Source organism: Paraburkholderia terricola (assembly GCF_900142195.1).
Lineage (GTDB): Bacteria > Pseudomonadota > Gammaproteobacteria > Burkholderiales > Burkholderiaceae > Paraburkholderia > Paraburkholderia terricola.
The window spans coordinates 149,772-168,211 of sequence record NZ_FRAB01000012.1 but is presented as its reverse complement, the minus strand read 5'-3'; the positions used below and the strand labels follow the sequence as shown (position 1 = coordinate 168,211).

At 65.7% G+C, this 18,440-nt stretch carries 16 protein-coding genes; 12 read left to right on the top strand and 4 right to left on the bottom strand.

The genetic code is table 11. The features are described from left to right. Positions 1–1,161 precede the first annotated feature (1,161 nt). The 11 genes from BUE39_RS13385 to pyrF all read left to right on the top strand — a co-directional run bounded on the left by BUE39_RS13385 (position 1,162) and on the right by pyrF (position 12,876). Positions 1,162–2,232 carry an IclR family transcriptional regulator gene (locus BUE39_RS13385; protein WP_073429146.1) on the top strand — a complete coding sequence of 357 codons (1,071 nt, stop codon included), beginning with the start codon at positions 1,162–1,164 and terminating at the stop codon, positions 2,230–2,232. Beyond that, positions 2,229–3,299 carry a 2-dehydro-3-deoxygalactonokinase gene (locus tag BUE39_RS13380; RefSeq protein ID WP_073429145.1) on the top strand — a complete coding sequence of 357 codons (1,071 nt, stop codon included), beginning with the start codon at positions 2,229–2,231 and terminating at the stop codon, positions 3,297–3,299. Before BUE39_RS13385 ends, BUE39_RS13380 begins: the two co-directional genes overlap by 4 nt. 36 nt (positions 3,300–3,335) lie before the next feature. After that, positions 3,336–4,016 (top strand): 2-dehydro-3-deoxy-6-phosphogalactonate aldolase, encoded by a 681-nt coding sequence (locus tag BUE39_RS13375; RefSeq protein ID WP_073429144.1) that lies wholly within the window; start codon positions 3,336–3,338, stop codon positions 4,014–4,016. Beyond that, positions 4,013–4,789, top strand: a complete 777-nt coding sequence (locus BUE39_RS13370) for an SDR family oxidoreductase (protein ID WP_073429143.1) — start codon at positions 4,013–4,015, stop codon at positions 4,787–4,789. The genes BUE39_RS13375 and BUE39_RS13370 overlap by 4 nt, the downstream gene beginning before the upstream one ends. Before the next feature lie 179 nt (positions 4,790–4,968). Continuing rightward, positions 4,969–5,967 (top strand): arabinose ABC transporter substrate-binding protein, encoded by a 999-nt coding sequence (locus BUE39_RS13365; RefSeq protein WP_073429142.1) that lies wholly within the window; start codon positions 4,969–4,971, stop codon positions 5,965–5,967. Between the two features lie 305 nt (positions 5,968–6,272). Then, entirely contained in the window at positions 6,273–7,811 is a 1,539-nt protein-coding gene (gene araG, locus BUE39_RS13360) for an L-arabinose ABC transporter ATP-binding protein AraG (protein WP_073429141.1), read from the top strand. A 54-nt stretch (positions 7,812–7,865) separates the two neighbouring features. Beyond that, a complete protein-coding gene (gene araH, locus BUE39_RS13355) occupies positions 7,866–8,882 on the top strand; it encodes an L-arabinose ABC transporter permease AraH (protein ID WP_073429140.1) in 1,017 nt (338 codons plus the stop codon). Positions 8,883–8,933: 51 nt separating this feature from the next. Beyond that, positions 8,934–9,734, top strand: coding sequence for an SDR family NAD(P)-dependent oxidoreductase (locus BUE39_RS13350; RefSeq protein WP_073429139.1), 801 nt, complete (start codon positions 8,934–8,936; stop codon positions 9,732–9,734). After that, on the top strand, positions 9,731–10,636 hold the full coding sequence (locus BUE39_RS13345) for an SMP-30/gluconolactonase/LRE family protein (protein ID WP_073429138.1): 906 nt from the start codon (positions 9,731–9,733) through the stop codon (positions 10,634–10,636). The genes BUE39_RS13350 and BUE39_RS13345 overlap by 4 nt, the downstream gene beginning before the upstream one ends. Before the next feature lie 219 nt (positions 10,637–10,855). After that, complete coding sequence (locus BUE39_RS13340) at positions 10,856–11,908, top strand: aldose 1-epimerase (RefSeq protein ID WP_073429137.1); 1,053 nt, start codon at positions 10,856–10,858, stop codon at positions 11,906–11,908. Positions 11,909–12,060: 152 nt separating this feature from the next. Then, a complete protein-coding gene (pyrF, locus tag BUE39_RS13335; RefSeq protein WP_073429136.1) occupies positions 12,061–12,876 on the top strand; it encodes an orotidine-5'-phosphate decarboxylase in 816 nt (271 codons plus the stop codon). Positions 12,877–12,964: 88 nt separating this feature from the next. Here pyrF and BUE39_RS13330 read toward each other — a convergent pair whose 3' ends face one another. The 4 genes from BUE39_RS13330 to thiL all read right to left on the bottom strand — a co-directional run bounded on the left by BUE39_RS13330 (position 12,965) and on the right by thiL (position 15,626). Further along, positions 12,965–13,483, bottom strand: a complete 519-nt coding sequence (locus BUE39_RS13330) for a cupin domain-containing protein (RefSeq protein WP_073429156.1) — start codon at positions 13,481–13,483, stop codon at positions 12,965–12,967. Positions 13,484–13,506: 23 nt separating this feature from the next. Beyond that, positions 13,507–14,007, bottom strand: coding sequence for a CinA family protein (locus BUE39_RS13325; protein WP_073429135.1), 501 nt, complete (start codon positions 14,005–14,007; stop codon positions 13,507–13,509). A 73-nt stretch (positions 14,008–14,080) separates the two neighbouring features. Next, positions 14,081–14,638: a phosphatidylglycerophosphatase A family protein gene (locus BUE39_RS13320; RefSeq protein ID WP_176035725.1), complete on the bottom strand. Its 558-nt coding sequence runs from the start codon at positions 14,636–14,638 to the stop codon at positions 14,081–14,083. Continuing rightward, positions 14,628–15,626: a thiamine-phosphate kinase gene (gene thiL / locus BUE39_RS13315; RefSeq protein WP_073429134.1), complete on the bottom strand. Its 999-nt coding sequence runs from the start codon at positions 15,624–15,626 to the stop codon at positions 14,628–14,630. The genes BUE39_RS13320 and thiL overlap by 11 nt, the downstream gene beginning before the upstream one ends. 228 nt (positions 15,627–15,854) lie before the next feature. Here thiL and BUE39_RS13310 point away from each other — a divergent pair, with 228 nt between their 5' ends. Next, positions 15,855–18,194, top strand: a complete 2,340-nt coding sequence (locus tag BUE39_RS13310) for an NADP-dependent malic enzyme (protein ID WP_073429133.1) — start codon at positions 15,855–15,857, stop codon at positions 18,192–18,194. Positions 18,195–18,440 lie beyond the last annotated feature (246 nt).

The window sequence follows — 18,440 nt, the reverse complement described above, 5'->3', positions numbered from 1 at the left end:
CATGAACCAGTTTGCTATCCTGTTTGGTGAGCGATTCACCAACGCACGCGGGTAACTCCGCCCATCGCCTCGCACACAAAAATGCGGACAGGTTCCGCTGCGCCCGCCGTCGCGGTACTTCATCAAACCGCAGGCGGCTTCTGCGCCCAGCAGTACATCTCCACGCGTTTAGCACTGCACGCGCCACGCGCCGCTTCACCGCTCACTGGCTTGCCGAGCGTCGGTAGGTCACCAGACTGTTAGCAGCCCGGCCCGCCGGGTGGGGCCACGCCCCGAGCCCCCGAGCCCCCGAGCCCCCGAGCCCCCGAAACCCCGAACCCCGAACCCCGAACCCCGAACCCCGAACCCCGAACCCCGAACCTCGAACCCCACGGCCACGGCCTACGCCCACGCCCACGCCTACGCCTACGCCGAACACCCGGCATCCGGCATCCGGCATCCGGCATCCGGCATCCCAACCGGCATCTTGGTCGGCACTTGGCGCGTTGCCTCCAGCGGCATCCTTCAAAACAACCGCGTGTTTTCGGCGTCTCGCCGAGGCGAAGCCGATGGCCCCCACCGCGCCCAATGAAACCGCTGGTTTCCGTGCGCGCCGCTTCCGGCGAGCGCGCAGCGCGAGGCGGGAAGTATGACTGCCTTGTCACGAACGCGGAGTGCGCGAGAACACGGATTCCAGATGCACCACTGCGCCCTCCAAGCCAGGGGACCCGCTTCAAAGCTGGCGGTGTGAGCCGCTTTCTTTGCCTACTTTCTTTGCGGCGGCAAAGAAAGTAGGTGCCGCCCCGCACAGGGGCGACGCTAATAGACCACTAAGCCAGCAAGGAAAGGCCACCAGCAAGGAAAGGCCACCAAACCCAAAAGCCCACGGCAACCAAAAATCCCATTATCTGAATCCAGCACTCACATATTGGAGCTTTCTCAAAAACCGCCCTACAATCCACCCCAAGACGCACCGCAGGTCAGAAAAGCCGCACCGCAGGTCAGAAAAAACCACGAACCTGACCGCAGGAAACAGCGACAGCAAAAGAAAACTGGAGACAAAGCCAAACCATGCCTAAGACTCAAAGGCAGCACCCCCGCGCCCGCCGCACGGCGAGCACAGAAGGCCGTCTCTCCGGCCCCGCGCTGTAAGCGCAAAAAACCACCGAAAAGCGAATCGCCATGAACAAAGCGATGCCCACTCACGCCGCGAGCGCGTCCGAAGCCGATCTGGCTCCGCAAGCCGACCACGCGAGCAGCGCCGCGCCGCAGCCGCAATCACGGCCGCAGCCGACCGCCGCCGCGCCGCAGCCGCAATCACGGCCGCAGCCGACCGCCGCCGCGCCGCAGCCGCAATCACAGCCGCAGCCGACCGCCGCCGCGAAAGCCCCGCGCTCCGTCGCGCAACCGGCCGTCGTCAACGAAATCGGGCTGCCCAGCACGCTGCTGGACATCACCCCGCAGCAAGCCGGCACCCAAACGCTCCTGCGCGGCTTGGCGATTCTGGAAGCGGCCGCCGCCGGCGTGCGCGATCTGCGCACCTTCGGCGCCGCGCTCGGCACGACCCGCAGCACCACGCATCGGCTGGTGAGCAGCCTCGTGCAGGCGCGCTATCTGCGGCAGGTGCAAGGCGGGTATCTGCTCGGCCCGAAGCTGATCGAACTCGGCACCATTGCGCTCGAACAGATGCCGCTCACCGCGGTCGCGCGACCGCATCTCGAATCGCTCGCGGAGCAGACGCTCGACACGATTCACCTCGGCGTGCGCGATGGCGACGACGTCCTGTACATCGACAAGATTCCCGGCACCCGTGGTCTGGAAATGCGCTCGCGCGTCGGTCACCGCATGCCGCTCGCGTCGACGGGAATCGGCAAGGCGATGATGCTCGACCTCGGGCCGGAACTCTGGCAGTCGCTGTTCGAGGCATCGCGGCGCGCGCTCGCCGGCGTCAGCTTCAAGCCGGACAACCGGCCCGACGCGCAGACCTTCATGCAGCGCATGACCAACTACGCGGCCGGCGGCTACACCTTCGACCTCGAGGAAAACGAGGCGTCGATCCGCTGCGTGGCGGCGCCCGTGCGCGATGCGTCGGGCGCGGTGGTGGCGGCGCTGTCGGTGGCGAGCACGATTCCATATATGTCGCTCGAACGCATGGACGAGCTGATTCCGGTCGTGCAGCGCGAAGCGCGCGCGATCTCGGAGGAACTCGGTTGGCGCGCACCTCAACCGGCAACCCGCAGGATCAAACGATGAAGCAAGCGGGTTCTCCCACGCCGGCAGCCAACCACGTCGCGGCAGGCGCCGCCGAGGCCAACCTCAACGCCGAGCGCGCCGCCCTGATCGCGCTCGACTGGGGCACGACCTCGCTGCGCGCGTATCTGTTCGACGCGGCGGGCAAGGTGCTGGCGACGCGCGCGTCGACGGCCGGCATCATGAATCTGCCGCGCAGCGCCGAGCAAGGCGGCTTCGACGCGGCATTCGACGACACCTGCGGCCCTTGGCTCGAACACGCATCGGCGCTGCCGGTGATTGCGGCGGGCATGGTCGGCAGCGCGCAAGGCTGGATGGAAGCGCCCTATGTCGATGCGCCGGCGAGCGCCGACGCGCTGGTGGCCGGCATCGTCCGCGTGAAGGCGGCGTGCGGCGCGACGCTGCATATCGTGCCGGGCGTCCTGCAACGCGGCGAGCTGCCCAACGTGATGCGCGGCGAGGAAACGCAGATCTTCGGCGCGCTCGGCGACGACGGCGATGACGGTGATTCCGCCGGGACCCGCAGGCGTGCGCTGATCGGCCTGCCCGGCACGCACGCCAAATGGGCGGTGGTGCAGGCGGGCCGCATCGAACGTTTTCAAACCTTCATGACCGGCGAAGTGTTCGCGGCATTGCGCGAGCACACGATCCTCGGCCGCACGATGGTCACGCCGGACCGTCCGGATACCGAGGCATTCCTGCACGGCGTGAGCATCGCCCGCGAAAAAGGTCAGGCAGGCGTGCTCGCGACGATCTTCAGCGCCCGCACGCTCGGTCTCACCGGACAACTGACGCGCGAGCAGCAGCCCGACTATCTGTCGGGGTTGCTGATCGGGCACGAGCTGGCCGGCCTCGAGGCCGTGCTCAGGCAACAGCAAAACTCGCTCGCCGGGGAGAGCCTGCGTCTGATCGGCAATGAGGCGCTGTGCGAGCGCTACCGGCTCGCGCTGGCGCTCTACGGCTGCACGCAGGCGGAACTGGTGAAGCACGCCACCGAGCGCGGCCTGTGGCGCGTCGCCTCGCAGGCGGGGCTCGTCAATCCGGCGCCTCAGGCGGCGCGAGCCGGATAACCGGCAGCGCCGCCGTCCACGAAACAAGGAACCGACATGCAACCTCACATCAATCTGCCCGCTCCCTACATGCCGCACGCGGGTCTGATCGCGGCGTTCGAGGTGTGTCCGCTGATCGCGATCATGCGCGGCGTGACGCCCGCCGATGCGGCCGACCACGGCCAGGCGCTGTACGAGGCGGGCTTTCGCATCGTCGAGGTGCCGTTGAATTCGCCGCAGCCGTTCGACAGCATCGCCGCGATCCGCAAGGCGTTGCCGGCCGACGCGATCGTCGGCGCGGGCACGGTGCTGCATCCGAGTTTCGTCAACGACGTGAAGTCGGCGGGCGGCGAACTGATCGTCATGCCGCACAGCGATCCCGATGTGGTCATCGCCGCGAAGGCGCAAGGTCTCGCATGCGCGCCGGGCGTGGCGACGCCGAACGAAGCCTTCATCGCGCTGAAGAACGGCGCGGACGTGCTGAAGATGTTCCCCGCCGAACAGCTCGGCTGCCAGGTGGTGAAGGCCTGGCGCGCGGTGATCGCGGCGCAGGTGCCGCTGGTGCCGGTCGGCGGCATCACGCCGGACAACATGGGACCGTTTCTCAGCGCGGGCGCGAACGGCTTCGGCCTCGGCTCGGCGCTGTACAAGCCGGGTCAGAGCGCGGCCGTGACCGCTTCGCACGCGAAGGCGTTCATCAACGGTTTGCGCATCGCCCGCGCAGGCGCGAAGAAATGAATCGGCTCGCCGGAAAAGTCGCGTTGATCACGGGCGCCGGGCGCGGCATCGGCGCGGCGATCGCGCTCGCCTTCGCGCGCGAGGGCGCGGCGGTCGTGCTGGCGGAACTGAACCTCGAAACCGCGCGGCAGACGGCGCAGCGGATCGAGTCGGAAACCGGCGCGCGCGTGCTGGCGGTCGAGACCGACGTCACGCAGGCGGCTTCGGTGCGGCAGGCGGTGAGCGAGGCCGAACAGGCGTTCGGCGCGCCCGACGTGCTGGTGAACAACGCCGGCATCAACGTGTTCTGCGACCCGCTGACCATGACGGACGACGACTGGCGCCGCTGCTTCGCGGTCGACCTCGACGGCGTCTGGAACGGTTGCCGCGCGGTGTTGCCGGGCATGGTGGAGCGCGGCTCGGGCAGCATCGTGAACATCGCGTCGACGCATGCGTTCAAGATCATCCCCGGCTGTTTTCCGTATCCGGTGGCGAAGCACGGTGTGATCGGTCTGACGCGCGCGCTGGGTATCGAGTACGCGCCGCGCAACGTGCGCGTCAACGCGATCGCGCCGGGCTACATCGAAACGCAACTGACGCACGACTGGTGGAACGAACAAGCCGATCCGGCCGCGGCGCAACAGGCGACGCTCGCGCTGCAGCCGATGAAACGCATCGGCCGCCCGGAAGAAGTCGCGATGACGGCGGTGTTTCTCGCCTCCGACGAAGCGCCGTTCATCAACGCAACATGCATCACCGTGGATGGCGGCCGCTCGGCGCTGTATCACGACTGAACGCGGCGGTGGCCGCACGCAACTGAAAGCGAAGCAGCAGCAAAACGGGCAGTAAAAAACGGGCAGTAAAACAAGCAGCAAAGTTTCACCGGACGACGCGCTGGCCGCGTGTGTCACAACCGGTACAAGAAGACGCGGCCGATACCTTCTCGTTATCAATTAGTCAGGAGACACGCATCATGAAACGTAGAATTTTCCTCACGCTGGCAGCGGCGGCGGCGGGTGTGCTGTTCAACGCAACGGCCGCGCAAGCCGCCGATCCGGTGAAGATCGGCTTCCTCGTGAAGCAGCCGGAAGAGCCGTGGTTCCAGGACGAGTGGAAGTTCGCCGAAATCGCCGCCAAGGAAAAGGGCTTCACGCTGGTGAAGATCGGCGCGCCCTCGGGCGAGAAGGTGATGAGCGCGATCGACAACCTGTCGGCGCAGAAGGCGCAAGGTTTCGTGATCTGCACGCCGGACGTCAAGCTCGGACCGGGCATCGTCGCGAAGGCGAAGGCTCATAACCTGAAGATGATCACGGTGGACGATCGTCTGGTGGACGGCGCGGGCAAGCCGATCGCCTCGGTGCCGCACATGGGCATCTCCGCGTACAACATCGGCAAGCAGGTCGGCGACGGCCTCGCCGCGGAAATCAAGAAGCGCGGCTGGGACATGAAGGACGTCGGCGCGATCGACGTCACCTACGAACAACTACCGACCGCGCATGACCGCACCAGCGGCGCGACCGATGCGCTGGTCGCCGCCGGCTTCCCGAAGGCCAACGTGATCGCCGCGCCGCAAGCGAAGACCGACACGGAAAACGCCTTCAACGCGGCCAACATCGCGCTGACCAAGAACCCGCAGTTCAAGCACTGGGTCGCTTACGCGCTGAACGACGAAGGCGTGCTCGGCGCGGTGCGCGCAGCGGAAGGCCGCGGCTTCAAGGCGGACAACATGATCGGTATCGGCATCGGCGGTTCGGACTCGGCCTTGAACGAATTCAAGAAGCCGTCGCCGACGGGCTTCTTCGGCACGGTCATCATCAGCCCGAAGCGCCACGGCGAGGAAACCTCCACGCTGATGTACGACTGGATCACGCAGGGCAAGGCGCCGCCGGCCCTGACGCTCACGACCGGCATGCTGGCCACGCGTGAGAATGTCGGCGACGTGCGCGAGAAGATGGGCCTCGCGTCGAAGTAAGCGGTTCGACGCGCGGAGAAACGAACTGCCGGTGCGCCCTTGTTCATGAAGTGCATTAAAGCGCGCACCGGCGGCGGCAACAAGCGATGAAGCGTTGAGGCAAACCGTGCGTTGAAGCATCCACGAGGCGCTTCAACGCCCGGTCACACGAATGGGATCTGAGTAGCGCTCAAGCGCCAGGTCAGGTCGGCATACAACTGTATGGGATAGAGGTAAGCGCTGAAGCGCTAGCTCCTGTCGACATACAACTGCATGGGACGGGAGTAAGCGCTAAAGCGCTAACTCCTGTCGACATAGGAGGCGAAGTGTCAGCGACGCTACGTTTTGACAATATCGGCAAGGTCTTTCCAGGCGTGCGCGCGCTCGACGGTGTGTCCTTCGACGTCAACGTCGGCCAGGTGCACGGCCTGATGGGCGAAAACGGCGCGGGGAAGTCGACCCTGCTGAAGATTCTCGGCGGTGAATATCAGCCCGATTCGGGCCGCGTGCTGATCGACGGCAACGAGGTGCGCTTCACCAGCGCGGCTTCGTCGATCGCGGCGGGCATCGCGGTGATTCACCAGGAACTGCAATACGTGCCCGACATGACGGTCGCGGAAAATCTGCTGCTCGGCCAATTGCCGAACTCGCTCGGCTGGGTCAACAAGCGCGAGGCGAAGCGCTTCGTGCTGGAACGGCTCGAAGCGATGGGCGTGGCGCTCGATCCGAGCGCGAAGCTGCGCAAGCTCTCGATCGCGCAGCGTCAGATGGTCGAAATCTGCAAGGCGCTGCTGCGCAACGCACGCGTGATCGCGCTGGACGAGCCGACCAGTTCGCTGTCGCATCGCGAGACCGAGGTGCTGTTCAAGCTGGTGCGCGATCTGCGCGCCGACAACCGCGCGATGATCTACATCTCGCACCGCATGGACGAGATCTACGAACTGTGCGACGCCTGCACGATCTTTCGCGACGGCCGCAAGGTCGCCTCGCATCCGACGCTCGAAGGCGTATCGCGCGACACCATCGTCAGCGAGATGGTGGGGCGCGAAATCTCGGACATCTATAACTACTCGGAGCGGCCGCTCGGCGAAGTGCGCTTCGCCGCCAAGGGCATCGAAGGCCATGCGCTCGCGCAGCCGGCCAGCTTCGAGGTGCGGCGCGGCGAGATCGTCGGCTTCTTCGGGCTGGTGGGCGCGGGCCGCAGCGAACTGATGCACCTCGTGTACGGCGCGGATCACAAGAAGGGCGGCGAACTCGTGCTGGACGGCAAGCCGATCAAGGTGCGCAGCGCGGGCGAAGCGATCCGGCACGGCATCGTGCTGTGCCCGGAGGATCGCAAGGAAGAGGGCATCGTCGCGATGGCGACCGTGTCGGAGAACATCAACATCAGTTGCCGCCGGCACTATCTGCGCGCGGGGATGTTCCTCGATCGCAACAAGGAAGCGGAAACCGCCGACCGTTTCATCAAGCTGCTGAAGATCAAGACGCCGAGCCGTCGCCAGAAGATTCGCTTTCTGTCGGGCGGCAATCAGCAGAAGGCGATTCTGTCGCGCTGGCTCGCCGAGCCGGACCTGAAAGTCGTGATTCTCGACGAACCGACGCGCGGCATCGACGTCGGCGCGAAGCACGAAATCTACAACGTGATCTATCAACTCGCCGAACGCGGCTGCGCGATCGTGATGATCTCGTCGGAATTGCCGGAAGTGCTCGGCGTGTCCGACCGCATCGTCGTGATGCGCCAGGGCCGGATTTCCGGCGAACTGTCGCGCAAGGATGCAACGGAACAATCGGTGTTGAGCCTCGCCTTGCCGCAAAGCTCGACCGCGCTGCCAGGCACGGCGAATGCCGTGAGCCAGGCGGCCTGAACCTTATTTGGACGAAAGTCCGGCAACCCGTGGGGAACGGGAGGAGTATTCAAAATGCAAGCCAGAGAAAACCTCGCGCAACAGGCCGCCAAAAGCGCCGCCGAAGCGCTGATTCCGCAGCCCAACGATCGTGCGAAATGGTGGCAGCAAATCACCGAGTACAGCCTGATCGTGATCTTCATCGTGATGTTCGTCACGATGTCGCTGACCGTCGATCACTTCTTCTCGATCGACAACATGCTCGGCCTCGCGCTGTCAATCTCGCAGATCGGCATGGTCGCGTGCACGATGATGTTCTGTCTCGCGTCGCGCGATTTCGATTTGTCCGTCGGTTCGACGGTCGCGTTTGCCGGCGTGCTGTGCGCGATGGTGCTGAACGCCACCGGTAATACGTTCATCGCGATCGTCGCGGCGGTGTTCGCCGGAGCGGTGATCGGCTTCGTGAACGGCGCGGTGATCGCGTATCTGCGCGTCAACGCGCTGATCACCACGCTCGCGACGATGGAAATCGTCCGCGGTCTCGGCTTTATCGTGTCGCACGGGCAGGCGGTCGGCGTGTCGTCGGATACGTTCATCGAGCTGGGCGGCCTGAGCTTCTTCGGCGTGTCGCTGCCGATCTGGGTCACGCTGATGTGCTTCATCGTATTCGGGGTGATGCTCAACCAGACCGTGTACGGCCGCAATACGCTCGCGATCGGCGGCAATCCCGAAGCGTCGCGTCTCGCCGGCATCAACGTCGAACGCACGCGCGTTTATATCTTCCTGATTCAAGGCGCGGTGACGGCGCTGGCGGGTGTGATCCTCGCTTCGCGGATCACGTCGGGTCAGCCGAACGCGGCGCAAGGCTTCGAGCTGAACGTGATTTCGGCGTGCGTGCTGGGCGGCGTCTCGCTGCTCGGCGGCCGCGCGACGATTTCCGGCGTCGTGATCGGCGTGCTGATCATGGGCACGGTCGAGAACGTGATGAACCTGCTGAACATCGACGCGTTCTACCAGTACCTCGTGCGCGGCGCGATCCTGCTCGCCGCCGTGCTGCTCGACCAGTTGAAGAACCGCGGATCGCGCGACTAAACTCGCGATCAATGCTGCGACTCACCACTTTGTTTTAAAAGGAATCGAACGATGTCGTCTCCGGCCAATGCAAACGCCCGCCTCGCGGGGAACGTGTTCGCGCGCTACCCGAGTCTCGTCGACCGCACGGTGTTGATCACGGGCGGCGCGACCGGTATCGGCGCATCGTTCGTCGAGCATTTCGCGGCGCAAGGCGCGCGCGTCGCGTTCTTCGATATCGATGCGCAAGCGGGCGAAGCGCTCGCCGACGAACTCGGCGATTCGAAGCACAAGCCGCTGTTCCTGCCGTGCGATCTGACCGACATCGACGCGCTGCAAAAAGCGATCGCCGACGTCAGGGCCGCGCTCGGCCCGATTCAGGTGCTGGTGAACAACGCCGCGAACGACAAGCGTCACACGATCGGCGAAGTCACCGCCGCTTCGTTCGACGCGGGCATCGCGGTGAATATCCGCCACCAGTTCTTCGCGGCCCAGGCGGTGATGGAGGACATGAAAGCGGCCAACAGCGGCTCGATCATCAATCTCGGCTCGATTAGCTGGATGCTGAAGAACGGCGGCTATCCGGTGTACGTGATTTCGAAATCGGCGGTGCAGGGTTTGACGCGCGGTCTCGCGCGCGACCTCGGGCATTTCAATATTCGCGTGAATACGCTGGTGCCGGGCTGGGTGATGACGGAGAAGCAGAAGCGCCTGTGGCTCGACGACGCGGGCCGCCGCTCGATCAAGGAAGGGCAGTGCATCGACGCCGAGCTGGACCCCGCTGACCTCGCGCGCATGGCGCTGTTCCTCGCGGCGGACGACAGCAAGATGATCACCGCGCAGGACATCGTGGTGGACGGAGGCTGGGCGTGAGTGCGGGATCGCGTACCCCGCATCGCGCGGCGCTGCTGCTCGATACGAAATGCACGCTCGGCGAGGGCGCGACGTGGTGTGCGCAAACCGGCCGCTTCTACTGGGTCGACATCGAAGGCGCGCGCCTGTGGCGCCACGATCCGAGCGACGGCCGCACGACGTTCTGGCGCATGCCCGAGCGCCTTGGCACTTTCGCGTTGTGCGCCGATCCGCATTACCTGTTGCTAGGTCTCGCCACGCATCTGGCGTTCCTCGACCTGGCCACCGGCGAGACGCAGCGTATCGTCGACGTCGAACCCGGCCTGAACACGCGCGTCAACGACGGCCGCTGCGATCGCCAGGGGCGCTTCGTGTTCGGCACGAAAGACGAAGGCTCGCCGTTGCAAGCGATCGGCGGTTTCTACCGGCTGAATCGCGATCTCTCGCTGGAGCGTCTGCCGCTGCCTGCGCCGGCGATCTCGAACAGCATCGCGTTCAGCCCCGACGGCGCGACGATGTACTACTGCGATTCGCCGACTCGCGAAATCCGCGCCTGCGACTATCGCGCGGACGGCGGCATCGCCAACGACCGCCTCTTCGCGACGCTGACGGACGCCACCGGCGAGCCCGACGGCTCGACCGTCGATCGCGACGGCGGCTTGTGGAACGCGCAGTGGGGCGGCGGGCGCGTCGTGCGTTATGGCGCGGACGGCGTGGAAACGGAACGCGTCGACGTGCCGACCACGCAGCCGAGCTGCGTCGCGTTCGGCGGCCCGCAACTGGGCACGCTCTACATCACGAGCGCGCGCATCGGGCTGGACGCGGCGGCGCTCGCGGGCGACGCTCGCGCGGGCGGCGTGTTCATCGCCACGCCCGCGCATCGGGGATTGCCAGAGCCGGTGTTCCAGGGCGCGCCCGCATAGCGCAGAATGACGCTGCCTCATTCGCGGGGCGGCGGCGCGGCGTGTCGATGCAGTGAATTTGAAAGCCAATCAGAAGTTGACGTCGCAAATCCGATGGCAGCACATCGGCAGCAAATCGGCAGCATGCAGTTCGGACCCAGAGGCGACCGGTGTAAAAAATCGCCCACAGCATCCGTCAGCAATGACGGCCACGTCCCACGCCTCTCGATGGAGCCAGATATGACTGTTGCGAATCTTGTTTCCTCTTCGTCCCAGAGCCGGCGCTCGCGACTCGCCGCCGCCGCCAACCCGGTGCTGGCGGGCCCCAGCACGTCGGCGGTGGCGGTCGGCGAAACCAGCGGCGGCGAACTCGCGTGCATCACGCTCGCCAACGCGCAGTTGCGTCTCGACGTCGCGCCGACGCTCGGCGGCGGCATCACGCGTTTCGACTGGCGCGACGACGGCGCGCTTACGCCGATTTTTCGTCGCTGCCGCCACCTCACCGCGGATACGCAGCCGAATGAACTGGCTTGCTATCCGCTGCTGCCGTATTCGAACCGGATCGGCGGCGGGCGCTTCACGGTCGCGGGACGGCGTGTCGAGGTGCCGCGCAATCGCGCCGACGAACCGTTGCCGATTCATGGCGACGGCTGGCAATCCGCCTGGCAGGTGGCCGAGTCGGACCGCGAGAACGTGCGTCTGACGCTCGATCGCCACGACGGCAAGCCCTACGCGTTTCGCGCGACGCAAAGCTATACGCTGGACGGCCCCACGCTCGTCATCACGCTCGAAGTCGAGAACGCGGGCCGTGAGGCGCTGCCGTTCGGACTCGGCGTGCATCCCTTCTTCGTGCGCGACGCCGCTACCGAACTATCGGCCGCAGCCGGCGGTCTCTGGCTTTCCGGTGACGACTGGCTGCCCGTGCGCCACGTGCCGGCGCCGCCCGCGTGGCAATTCGGCGTGGCGTATCCGCTGCCGGACACCATCGTCAATCACGCGTTTACCGGCTGGAGCGGACAGGCGGCGGTGGTGTGGCCCAAGCGCCGCCTGTCGCTGAACATCGCAGCCGACACCGACTATTACGTGCTGTACACGCCGCGCGGTGAGGATTTCTTCTGTTTCGAACCGGTGGATCATCCGATCAACGCGATGAACCTGGCCGGCGGCGCGTGCGAAAACGGCATGACGTTGCTGGGACGCGGCGAGCGCTTGACGCGCACGTTTCGCTTCACGGTCGAACGCACGGGTTTGCGCTCGATGCCGGGCGCGCGCGGGTCGCGGCGGCGGCAGTAGGGCGGAGCGGGGCGAGAGGGGCGCGCGAGGAGCATTGGCATGGTGCAGGCGTGGACCGGCCGCTGGCGCCCAACACGCCCGAGCGCGGTCCGCCGCGCGGGACGGGTAAAATACGCGCCTCTTTCCGCAATCGGCTCGCCGCGAGACCCCCCATGTCCAATTTCATCCAGACACTCAACGACGCCTGGCAGCGCACACAGTCGCTGCTGTGCGTCGGCCTCGATCCCGAGCCCAGCAAATTTCCGGGCGCGCTCGCGGGCCGTTCCGACGCGATCTTCGATTTCTGCCGCACCATCGTCGACGCCACCGCGCCGTATGCATCGTCGTTCAAACCGCAGATCGCCTACTTCGCGGCGCATCGCGCGGAAGACCAGCTCGAACAGCTCGTCGCCCACATTCATGCGAAGCATCCGGGCTTGCCGGTGATTCTGGACGCGAAGCGCGGCGACATCGGCAGCACCGCCGAACAGTACGCGCGCGAGGCGTTCGAGCGCTATCAGGCGGACGCGGTGACGGTGAATCCGTACATGGGTTTCGATTCGATCGAGCCGTATCTGGCGCACGAAGGCAAGGGCGTGATCGTGTTGTGCCGCACCTCGAACGCGGGCGGCTCGGATCTGCAATTCCTGGAGACGGGCGGCCGTCCGCTGTATCAGGTCGTCGCGCAACTGGCGGCGGATAAGTGGAACGCGAGCGGCCAGCTGGGTCTGGTGGTCGGCGCGACTTTCCCGAAGGAAATCGAAGTGGTGCGGGGGATCGTCGGCGACATGCCGCTGCTGATTCCGGGCATCGGCGCGCAAGGCGGCGACGTCGAGGCAACGGTGAATGCCGGGCGCACCGCGAACGGCACGGGCATGCTGATCAACTCGTCGCGCGCGATCATTTACGCCGGCAAGGACGACGATTTCGCCGACGCCGCGGCGAACGCCGCGAAGCAAACGCGGGACCGGATCAATGCGTTTCGGTGATGGACGGCGGTCGTTGATTACAAGCGTGTCTTGAGGGAATCGGGCGCGACCGGTTTGCGAATCGGGTGCGCCCGAGCCCGATTCAACGCTACTCGGTGCGACCCGGCCCGAGCCGCTCGATCAACGCCGCATGCCGCGGATACCGCGCCTTCAACGCGCCGACATCCGCCAGTTCGAACTCGCTGAATTCAAATCCCGGCGCCACGGTGCAGCCCACCAGCGCAAACGTTGACGGATCGGCGCATTCCGCGGCAAACCACAAACCCGCCGGCACCACGGCCTGAAACACGGCATCGGCATGCGTCAGCGCATTGCCCAGGCGGTGCGTCACCAGCGCGCCCGCTTCATCGAGCACATGAACGAGCAAGGGCTCGCCGGCATGGAAATGCCAGAGCTCGTCGGACTTGATCCGATGCCACGCCGAATGCGCGCCGTCGCACAGCAGGTAATAGATCGCGGTGGACGCCGAGCGGGTTTGCGCTGAACCGTCGGTGCGCGCTACGCGTTCCGCCGACCGATACGTCTCGCTGAAAAACCCGCCTTCAGGATGCGGCTTCAGATCGAAGCGGCGGATCAATGCGTCCTTGGCTGCGAGGGAATCGGTCATCGGTTTCGGCATTCCAGCGACGTTTAATGTTCGCGTTCGTCGAGCAAGGCGAGCATGCCGCGCAGCGAATGCGCGGCGGCCTGCACGCGGATCTGTTCGCGATCGCCCTTGAAGATTTTCGTTTCCACCGACGTATGCAGCCGGTTGCTCCAGCCGAACGACACCATGCCGACCGGCTTGGCCGCGGTGCCGCCGCCGGGGCCGGCGACGCCGGTGATCGACAGCGACACCTGCGCGCGGCTGTTGCGCAGCGCGCCCTCGGCCATCGCGCGCGCGACCTGTTCGCTGACCGCGCCGTGCTTGTCGATGAGATCGGGCGGCACGCCGATCATCTCGCACTTCGCCTGATTCGAATACGTGACGAAGCCACGTTCGAACCAGCCGCTGCTGCCGGAAATATCGGTAATCGCGGTCGCCACCATGCCGCCGGTGCAGGATTCGGCGGTGACGAGCAGCAGGCGCTCATCGCGCAGGCGGTTGCTCACGCGAATCGCGAGCTGATGAACCACGGAATCGGTAGGCATGGCGTCGTCAATCCGAAAAACAGGGGCGGCGGTTGGAATCCCGGCGGCACAGCGGCGCTGCCGGGCGGCGCGGTTAAACCGACATGCGCCAGAGCGCAATCACGAGCAGCGTGAAAAACGCGGCGACCAGGTCGTCGAACATGATGCCAAAACCACCCTTCAGACGGCGATCGAAATAACTGATCGGCGGCGGTTTCACCATGTCGAAGAAGCGGAACACGATGAAGGCCCAGAACTGGCCGGTCAGCGTGACGGGCGTGACCATCAGCAGCACCAGCCAGAACGCGACGATTTCGTCCCACACGACGGGCGACGGATCGTCAGTGCCGAGCTTCCTCGCGGTAAACCCGCAAATCGCGATGCCGAAGATAAAGCCGGCGGCGATCAGCACGCCCCACTCGATCACGGTCAGATAGCGGCTCAATACCGCGAACGAGGCCCAGGCGAACAGCGTGCCGACCGTTCCCGGCGCGACGGGTGACAAGCCGCTGCCGAAACCGAGCGACAGAACGTGCAGCGGATGCGACAGCATGAAACGCGCGGTGGCGCGGCGCGGCTGCGGGCGGGGCGCTTTGGGCGGCTCGTTGCCGATGAGATCGTCGGCGGGGCCGAGCGGTTGATCAGTCTGCATGAAAGTGGTCGAAGCCTTGCAACGTCAGAGTGAGCGGCGCGCCGGCGGCATCGCGCCAGTCGATCGCGGGGCGGTCGGCCGCCGTTTGAAGAGCGCTTATTGTACCGATGCGCGTGACCGGCACGCCCGCCTCGCGGCCGGCTGCTTCCACCGAGGCGCGCGCGGCGGGCGGCGCGGTGAAGCACAGTTCGTAATCGTCGCCGCCCGCGAGCGTGCAGCGCCGCTGGACCTCGGGCGACAGACGGCGCAGCGCGGCGGAACGCGGCACGGCGTCGGCGTCGACGGTGGCGCGCAGGTTCGAGCGTTCGAGGATGTGCAGCAGATCGCCGGCGAGTCCATCCGACAGATCGAGCGCCGCGTGCGCGATGCCGCGTAGCGCGAGACCGAGCGCGACGCGCGGCTCCGGGCGTTCGAGCGCATGGCGAAACCTCGCGGCGTCGTCGGCGTCCGCGGACCATTCGCCGCGCTGCACGCCGAGCCCGGCGCGCGCGTCGCCGAGCGTGCCGGAAATCCAGATGTCGTCGCCCGGCCGCGCGGCGTCGCGGCGCAGCGCCATGCGCGGCGGCACGCTGCCGAACACGGTGATGCACAGGTTCAACGGGCCGCCGGTGGTGTCGCCGCCGATCAACGCGCAGCCGTGGCGTTCGGCCAGCGCGAAGAGGCCCTCGCTGAAGGCGGCGAGCCAGGCTTCGTCCGCTTTCGGCAGGGAGAACGCCAGCGTGAACGCCTGCGGCTGCGCGCCCATCGCGGCGAGGTCCGACAGGTTCACCGCGAGCGCCTTGTGACCCAGCGCCTCGGGATCGATATCGGGAAAGAAGTGGCGGCCTTCCACCAGCATGTCCGTGGATATCGCCAGCACCTCGCCGGCGCGGGGCGCGAGCAGTGCGCAGTCGTCGCCGATGCCGAGCGTGTCCGCCGCGGCGTCGGACGGTTGGGCCGCGGCGCGGCGCGCGAAGAAACGGTCGATCAGCGAGAACTCAGAGAGCATGGGTGGCGATGGGTGAAGGATAGGGGCCGCGAAAGTGTCACGACAAGGCTGCGAGAGCCGCCGCGCGACGCGCATTCGACGAAGATGCCACGGTTCGGCACTCGGCGCGCGGGTGGTTCGAGCGCGGTTTGCGCCTGGCCCGAAGCACGCCGGGCTGGTCTTTCGCTACGTTTCAGTCGCGGCAGTTGTACCCGTATTGAAGGGATACAGCGGGCGATTGGGGCTACAATGCCGTCGAACATCTATTCTAATCTGCCCTTCGAAGCCCGCCTTATGTCGACTCCCGTCAATAGCAAACTCCGCGAAGCCGCCCTCGATTACCACGAGTTTCCCACCCCCGGGAAGATCGCGATCGCACCCACCAAGCAGATGATCAACCAGCGCGACCTCGCGCTGGCGTACTCGCCGGGCGTTGCGTTCGCGTGCGAGGAGATCGTCGAAAATCCGCTGAACGCCGCGCGCTTCACCGCGCGCAGCAACCTGGTCGGCGTCGTCACGAACGGCACCGCGGTGCTGGGTCTCGGCAACATCGGGCCGCTCGCGTCGAAGCCGGTCATGGAAGGCAAGGCTGTGCTGTTCAAGAAGTTCGCCGGCATCGACGTGTTCGATATCGAGCTGAACGAATCCGATCCGCATAAGCTGGTCGACGTGATCGCGGCGCTGGAGCCGACCTTCGGCGGCATCAACCTCGAGGACATCAAGGCGCCGGACTGCTTCATCGTCGAACGCGAATGCCGCAAGCGCATGAAGATTCCGGTTTTCCACGACGACCAGCACGGCACGGCGATCGTCGTCGCGGCGGCCATCACCAACGGTTTGAAGGTGGTCGGCAAGGACATCAAGGAAGTCAAGCTGGTGTCGTCGGGCGCGGGCGCGGCGGCGCTGGCCTGCCTGGATCTGCTGGTCGACATCGGCCTGCCGCTCGAAAACATTACCGTCACGGACCTGGCCGGCGTGGTCTACAAGGGCCGCGTCGAACTGATGGACCCGGACAAGGAACGTTTCGCCCGCGAAACCGCGGCGCGCACGCTTGCCGAGGCGATCGGCGGCGCGGACGTTTTCCTGGGTCTTTCGGCCGGCGGCGTGCTCAAGCAGGAGATGGTCAAGCAGATGGCGGACAAGCCGCTGATTCTGGCGCTGGCCAACCCGACACCGGAAATCCTCCCGGAGCTGGCGCTGGAAGTGCGCCCGGACGCCGTGCTGTGCACGGGCCGCACCGACTACCCGAACCAGGTGAACAACGTGCTGGTGTTCCCGTTCCTATTCCGCGGCGCGCTGGACGCGGGCGCGACGACGGTGACGCGTGAAATGGAAATCGCGGCGGTGAATGCGATCGCCGAACTGGCGCGCCAGGAGCAGAGCGATATCGTCGCGACGGCTTACGGCATTCAGGATCTGTCGTTCGGGCCGGAATATCTGATTCCGAAGCCGTTCGACCCGCGCCTGATCGTCAAGGTCGCGCCGGCGGTGGCGAAGGCCGCGATGGATTCGGGCGTCGCCGAGCGTCCGATCGAGGACATGGACGCGTACGAACAGCATCTGCAGCAGTTCGTGTATCACAGCGGTACCACCATGAAGCCGATTTTCCAGCTCGCGCGCAGCGTCGAGCCGGAGAAAAAGCGCATCGTGTTCGCCGAGGGCGAGGAAGAGCGCGTGCTGCGCGCGATGCAGATCATCGTCGACGAAAAGCTGGCCAAGCCGATTCTGATCGGCCGTCCGGCGGTGATCGAGCAGCGGATCGCGCGTTACGGCCTGCGTCTGGTGGCGGGTCAGGACTATACGGTCGTGAACACCGATCATGACGAGCGTTATCGCGATTTCTGGCAGGAATACGCCAAGATGATGTCCCGCAAGGGCATCACGGCGCAGATGGCGAAGCTCGAAATGCGCCGCCGCACCACGCTGATCGGCGCGATGCTGGTGAAGAAGGGCGAAGCGGACGGCATGATCTGCGGCACGATCAGCACGACGCATCGGCATCTGCACTTCATCGACCAGGTGATCGGCAAGCGCGAGGGTTGCGCCGTCTACGCGGCGATGAATGCGCTGGTGCTGCCGAATCGGCAGATTTTCCTGGTCGATACGCACGTGAACGTCGATCCGACGCCGGAACAACTGGCCGAGATCACGATCATGGCCGCCGAGGAAGTGCGCCGTTTCGGTATCGAACCGAAGGTCGCGCTGGTGTCGCATTCGAACTTCGGTTCGAGCAATGCGCCGACCGCGCAGAAGATGCGCGACACGCTGGAGATTCTGCGGGAGCGTGCGCCCGATCTGCAGGTGGACGGCGAAATGCACGGCGACGTCGCGCTCGACGCCAATCTGCGCCGCGAAGTGCTGCCCGATTCGACGCTCGAAGGCGATGCGAACCTGCTCGTGCTGCCGAACATCGACGCAGCCAACATCTCGTACAACCTGTTGAAGACCGCCGCGGGCAATAACATCGCGATTGGTCCGATGCTGCTTGGCGCGGCCAAGCCGGTTCACGTGCTGACCGCTTCGGCCACCGTGCGCCGTATCGTCAATATGACGGCGTTGCTGGTGGCGGATGTGATCGCCGCCCGCTGATCCCTGGCGGGGCGGAATGTGTAGCGCTGATCGACTTTCTTCGGCGCCACGCAAAAAAAGGCGTGCCCGCAATGGGCACGCCTGCGGGTAAGCAGGGGATTGCCACCCAAAAGGCAAACGACACAGTCAAGCTTTCGGGACTTCGAGAGCCCAAAGTCCCCGCGACGGGAAATAGCGGCAGAGGCACGCATGCGATGTCGCAACACCATGCCATCGGTCTCTGTTTGCGCCGTCGCGCTAATATTA

What these genes read in the sequence shown, in the direction of transcription:
- BUE39_RS13365 (WP_073429142.1), top strand. Translation starts at nt 4,969, where the DNA reads ATGAAACGTAGAATTTTCCTCACGCTGGCAGCGGCGGCGGCGGGTGTG.
- BUE39_RS13320 (WP_176035725.1), bottom strand. Translation starts at nt 14,638, where the DNA reads ATGCAGACTGATCAACCGCTCGGCCCCGCCGACGATCTCATCGGCAAC.
- araH (WP_073429140.1), top strand. Translation starts at nt 7,866, where the DNA reads ATGCAAGCCAGAGAAAACCTCGCGCAACAGGCCGCCAAAAGCGCCGCC.
- BUE39_RS13375 (WP_073429144.1), top strand. Translation starts at nt 3,336, where the DNA reads ATGCAACCTCACATCAATCTGCCCGCTCCCTACATGCCGCACGCGGGT.
- BUE39_RS13330 (WP_073429156.1), bottom strand. Translation starts at nt 13,483, where the DNA reads ATGACCGATTCCCTCGCAGCCAAGGACGCATTGATCCGCCGCTTCGAT.
- BUE39_RS13370 (WP_073429143.1), top strand. Translation starts at nt 4,013, where the DNA reads ATGAATCGGCTCGCCGGAAAAGTCGCGTTGATCACGGGCGCCGGGCGC.
- pyrF (WP_073429136.1), top strand. Translation starts at nt 12,061, where the DNA reads ATGTCCAATTTCATCCAGACACTCAACGACGCCTGGCAGCGCACACAG.
- BUE39_RS13385 (WP_073429146.1), top strand. Translation starts at nt 1,162, where the DNA reads ATGAACAAAGCGATGCCCACTCACGCCGCGAGCGCGTCCGAAGCCGAT.
- thiL (WP_073429134.1), bottom strand. Translation starts at nt 15,626, where the DNA reads ATGCTCTCTGAGTTCTCGCTGATCGACCGTTTCTTCGCGCGCCGCGCC.
- BUE39_RS13325 (WP_073429135.1), bottom strand. Translation starts at nt 14,007, where the DNA reads ATGCCTACCGATTCCGTGGTTCATCAGCTCGCGATTCGCGTGAGCAAC.
- BUE39_RS13350 (WP_073429139.1), top strand. Translation starts at nt 8,934, where the DNA reads ATGTCGTCTCCGGCCAATGCAAACGCCCGCCTCGCGGGGAACGTGTTC.
- BUE39_RS13380 (WP_073429145.1), top strand. Translation starts at nt 2,229, where the DNA reads ATGAAGCAAGCGGGTTCTCCCACGCCGGCAGCCAACCACGTCGCGGCA.
- BUE39_RS13310 (WP_073429133.1), top strand. Translation starts at nt 15,855, where the DNA reads ATGCCGTCGAACATCTATTCTAATCTGCCCTTCGAAGCCCGCCTTATG.
- BUE39_RS13340 (WP_073429137.1), top strand. Translation starts at nt 10,856, where the DNA reads ATGACTGTTGCGAATCTTGTTTCCTCTTCGTCCCAGAGCCGGCGCTCG.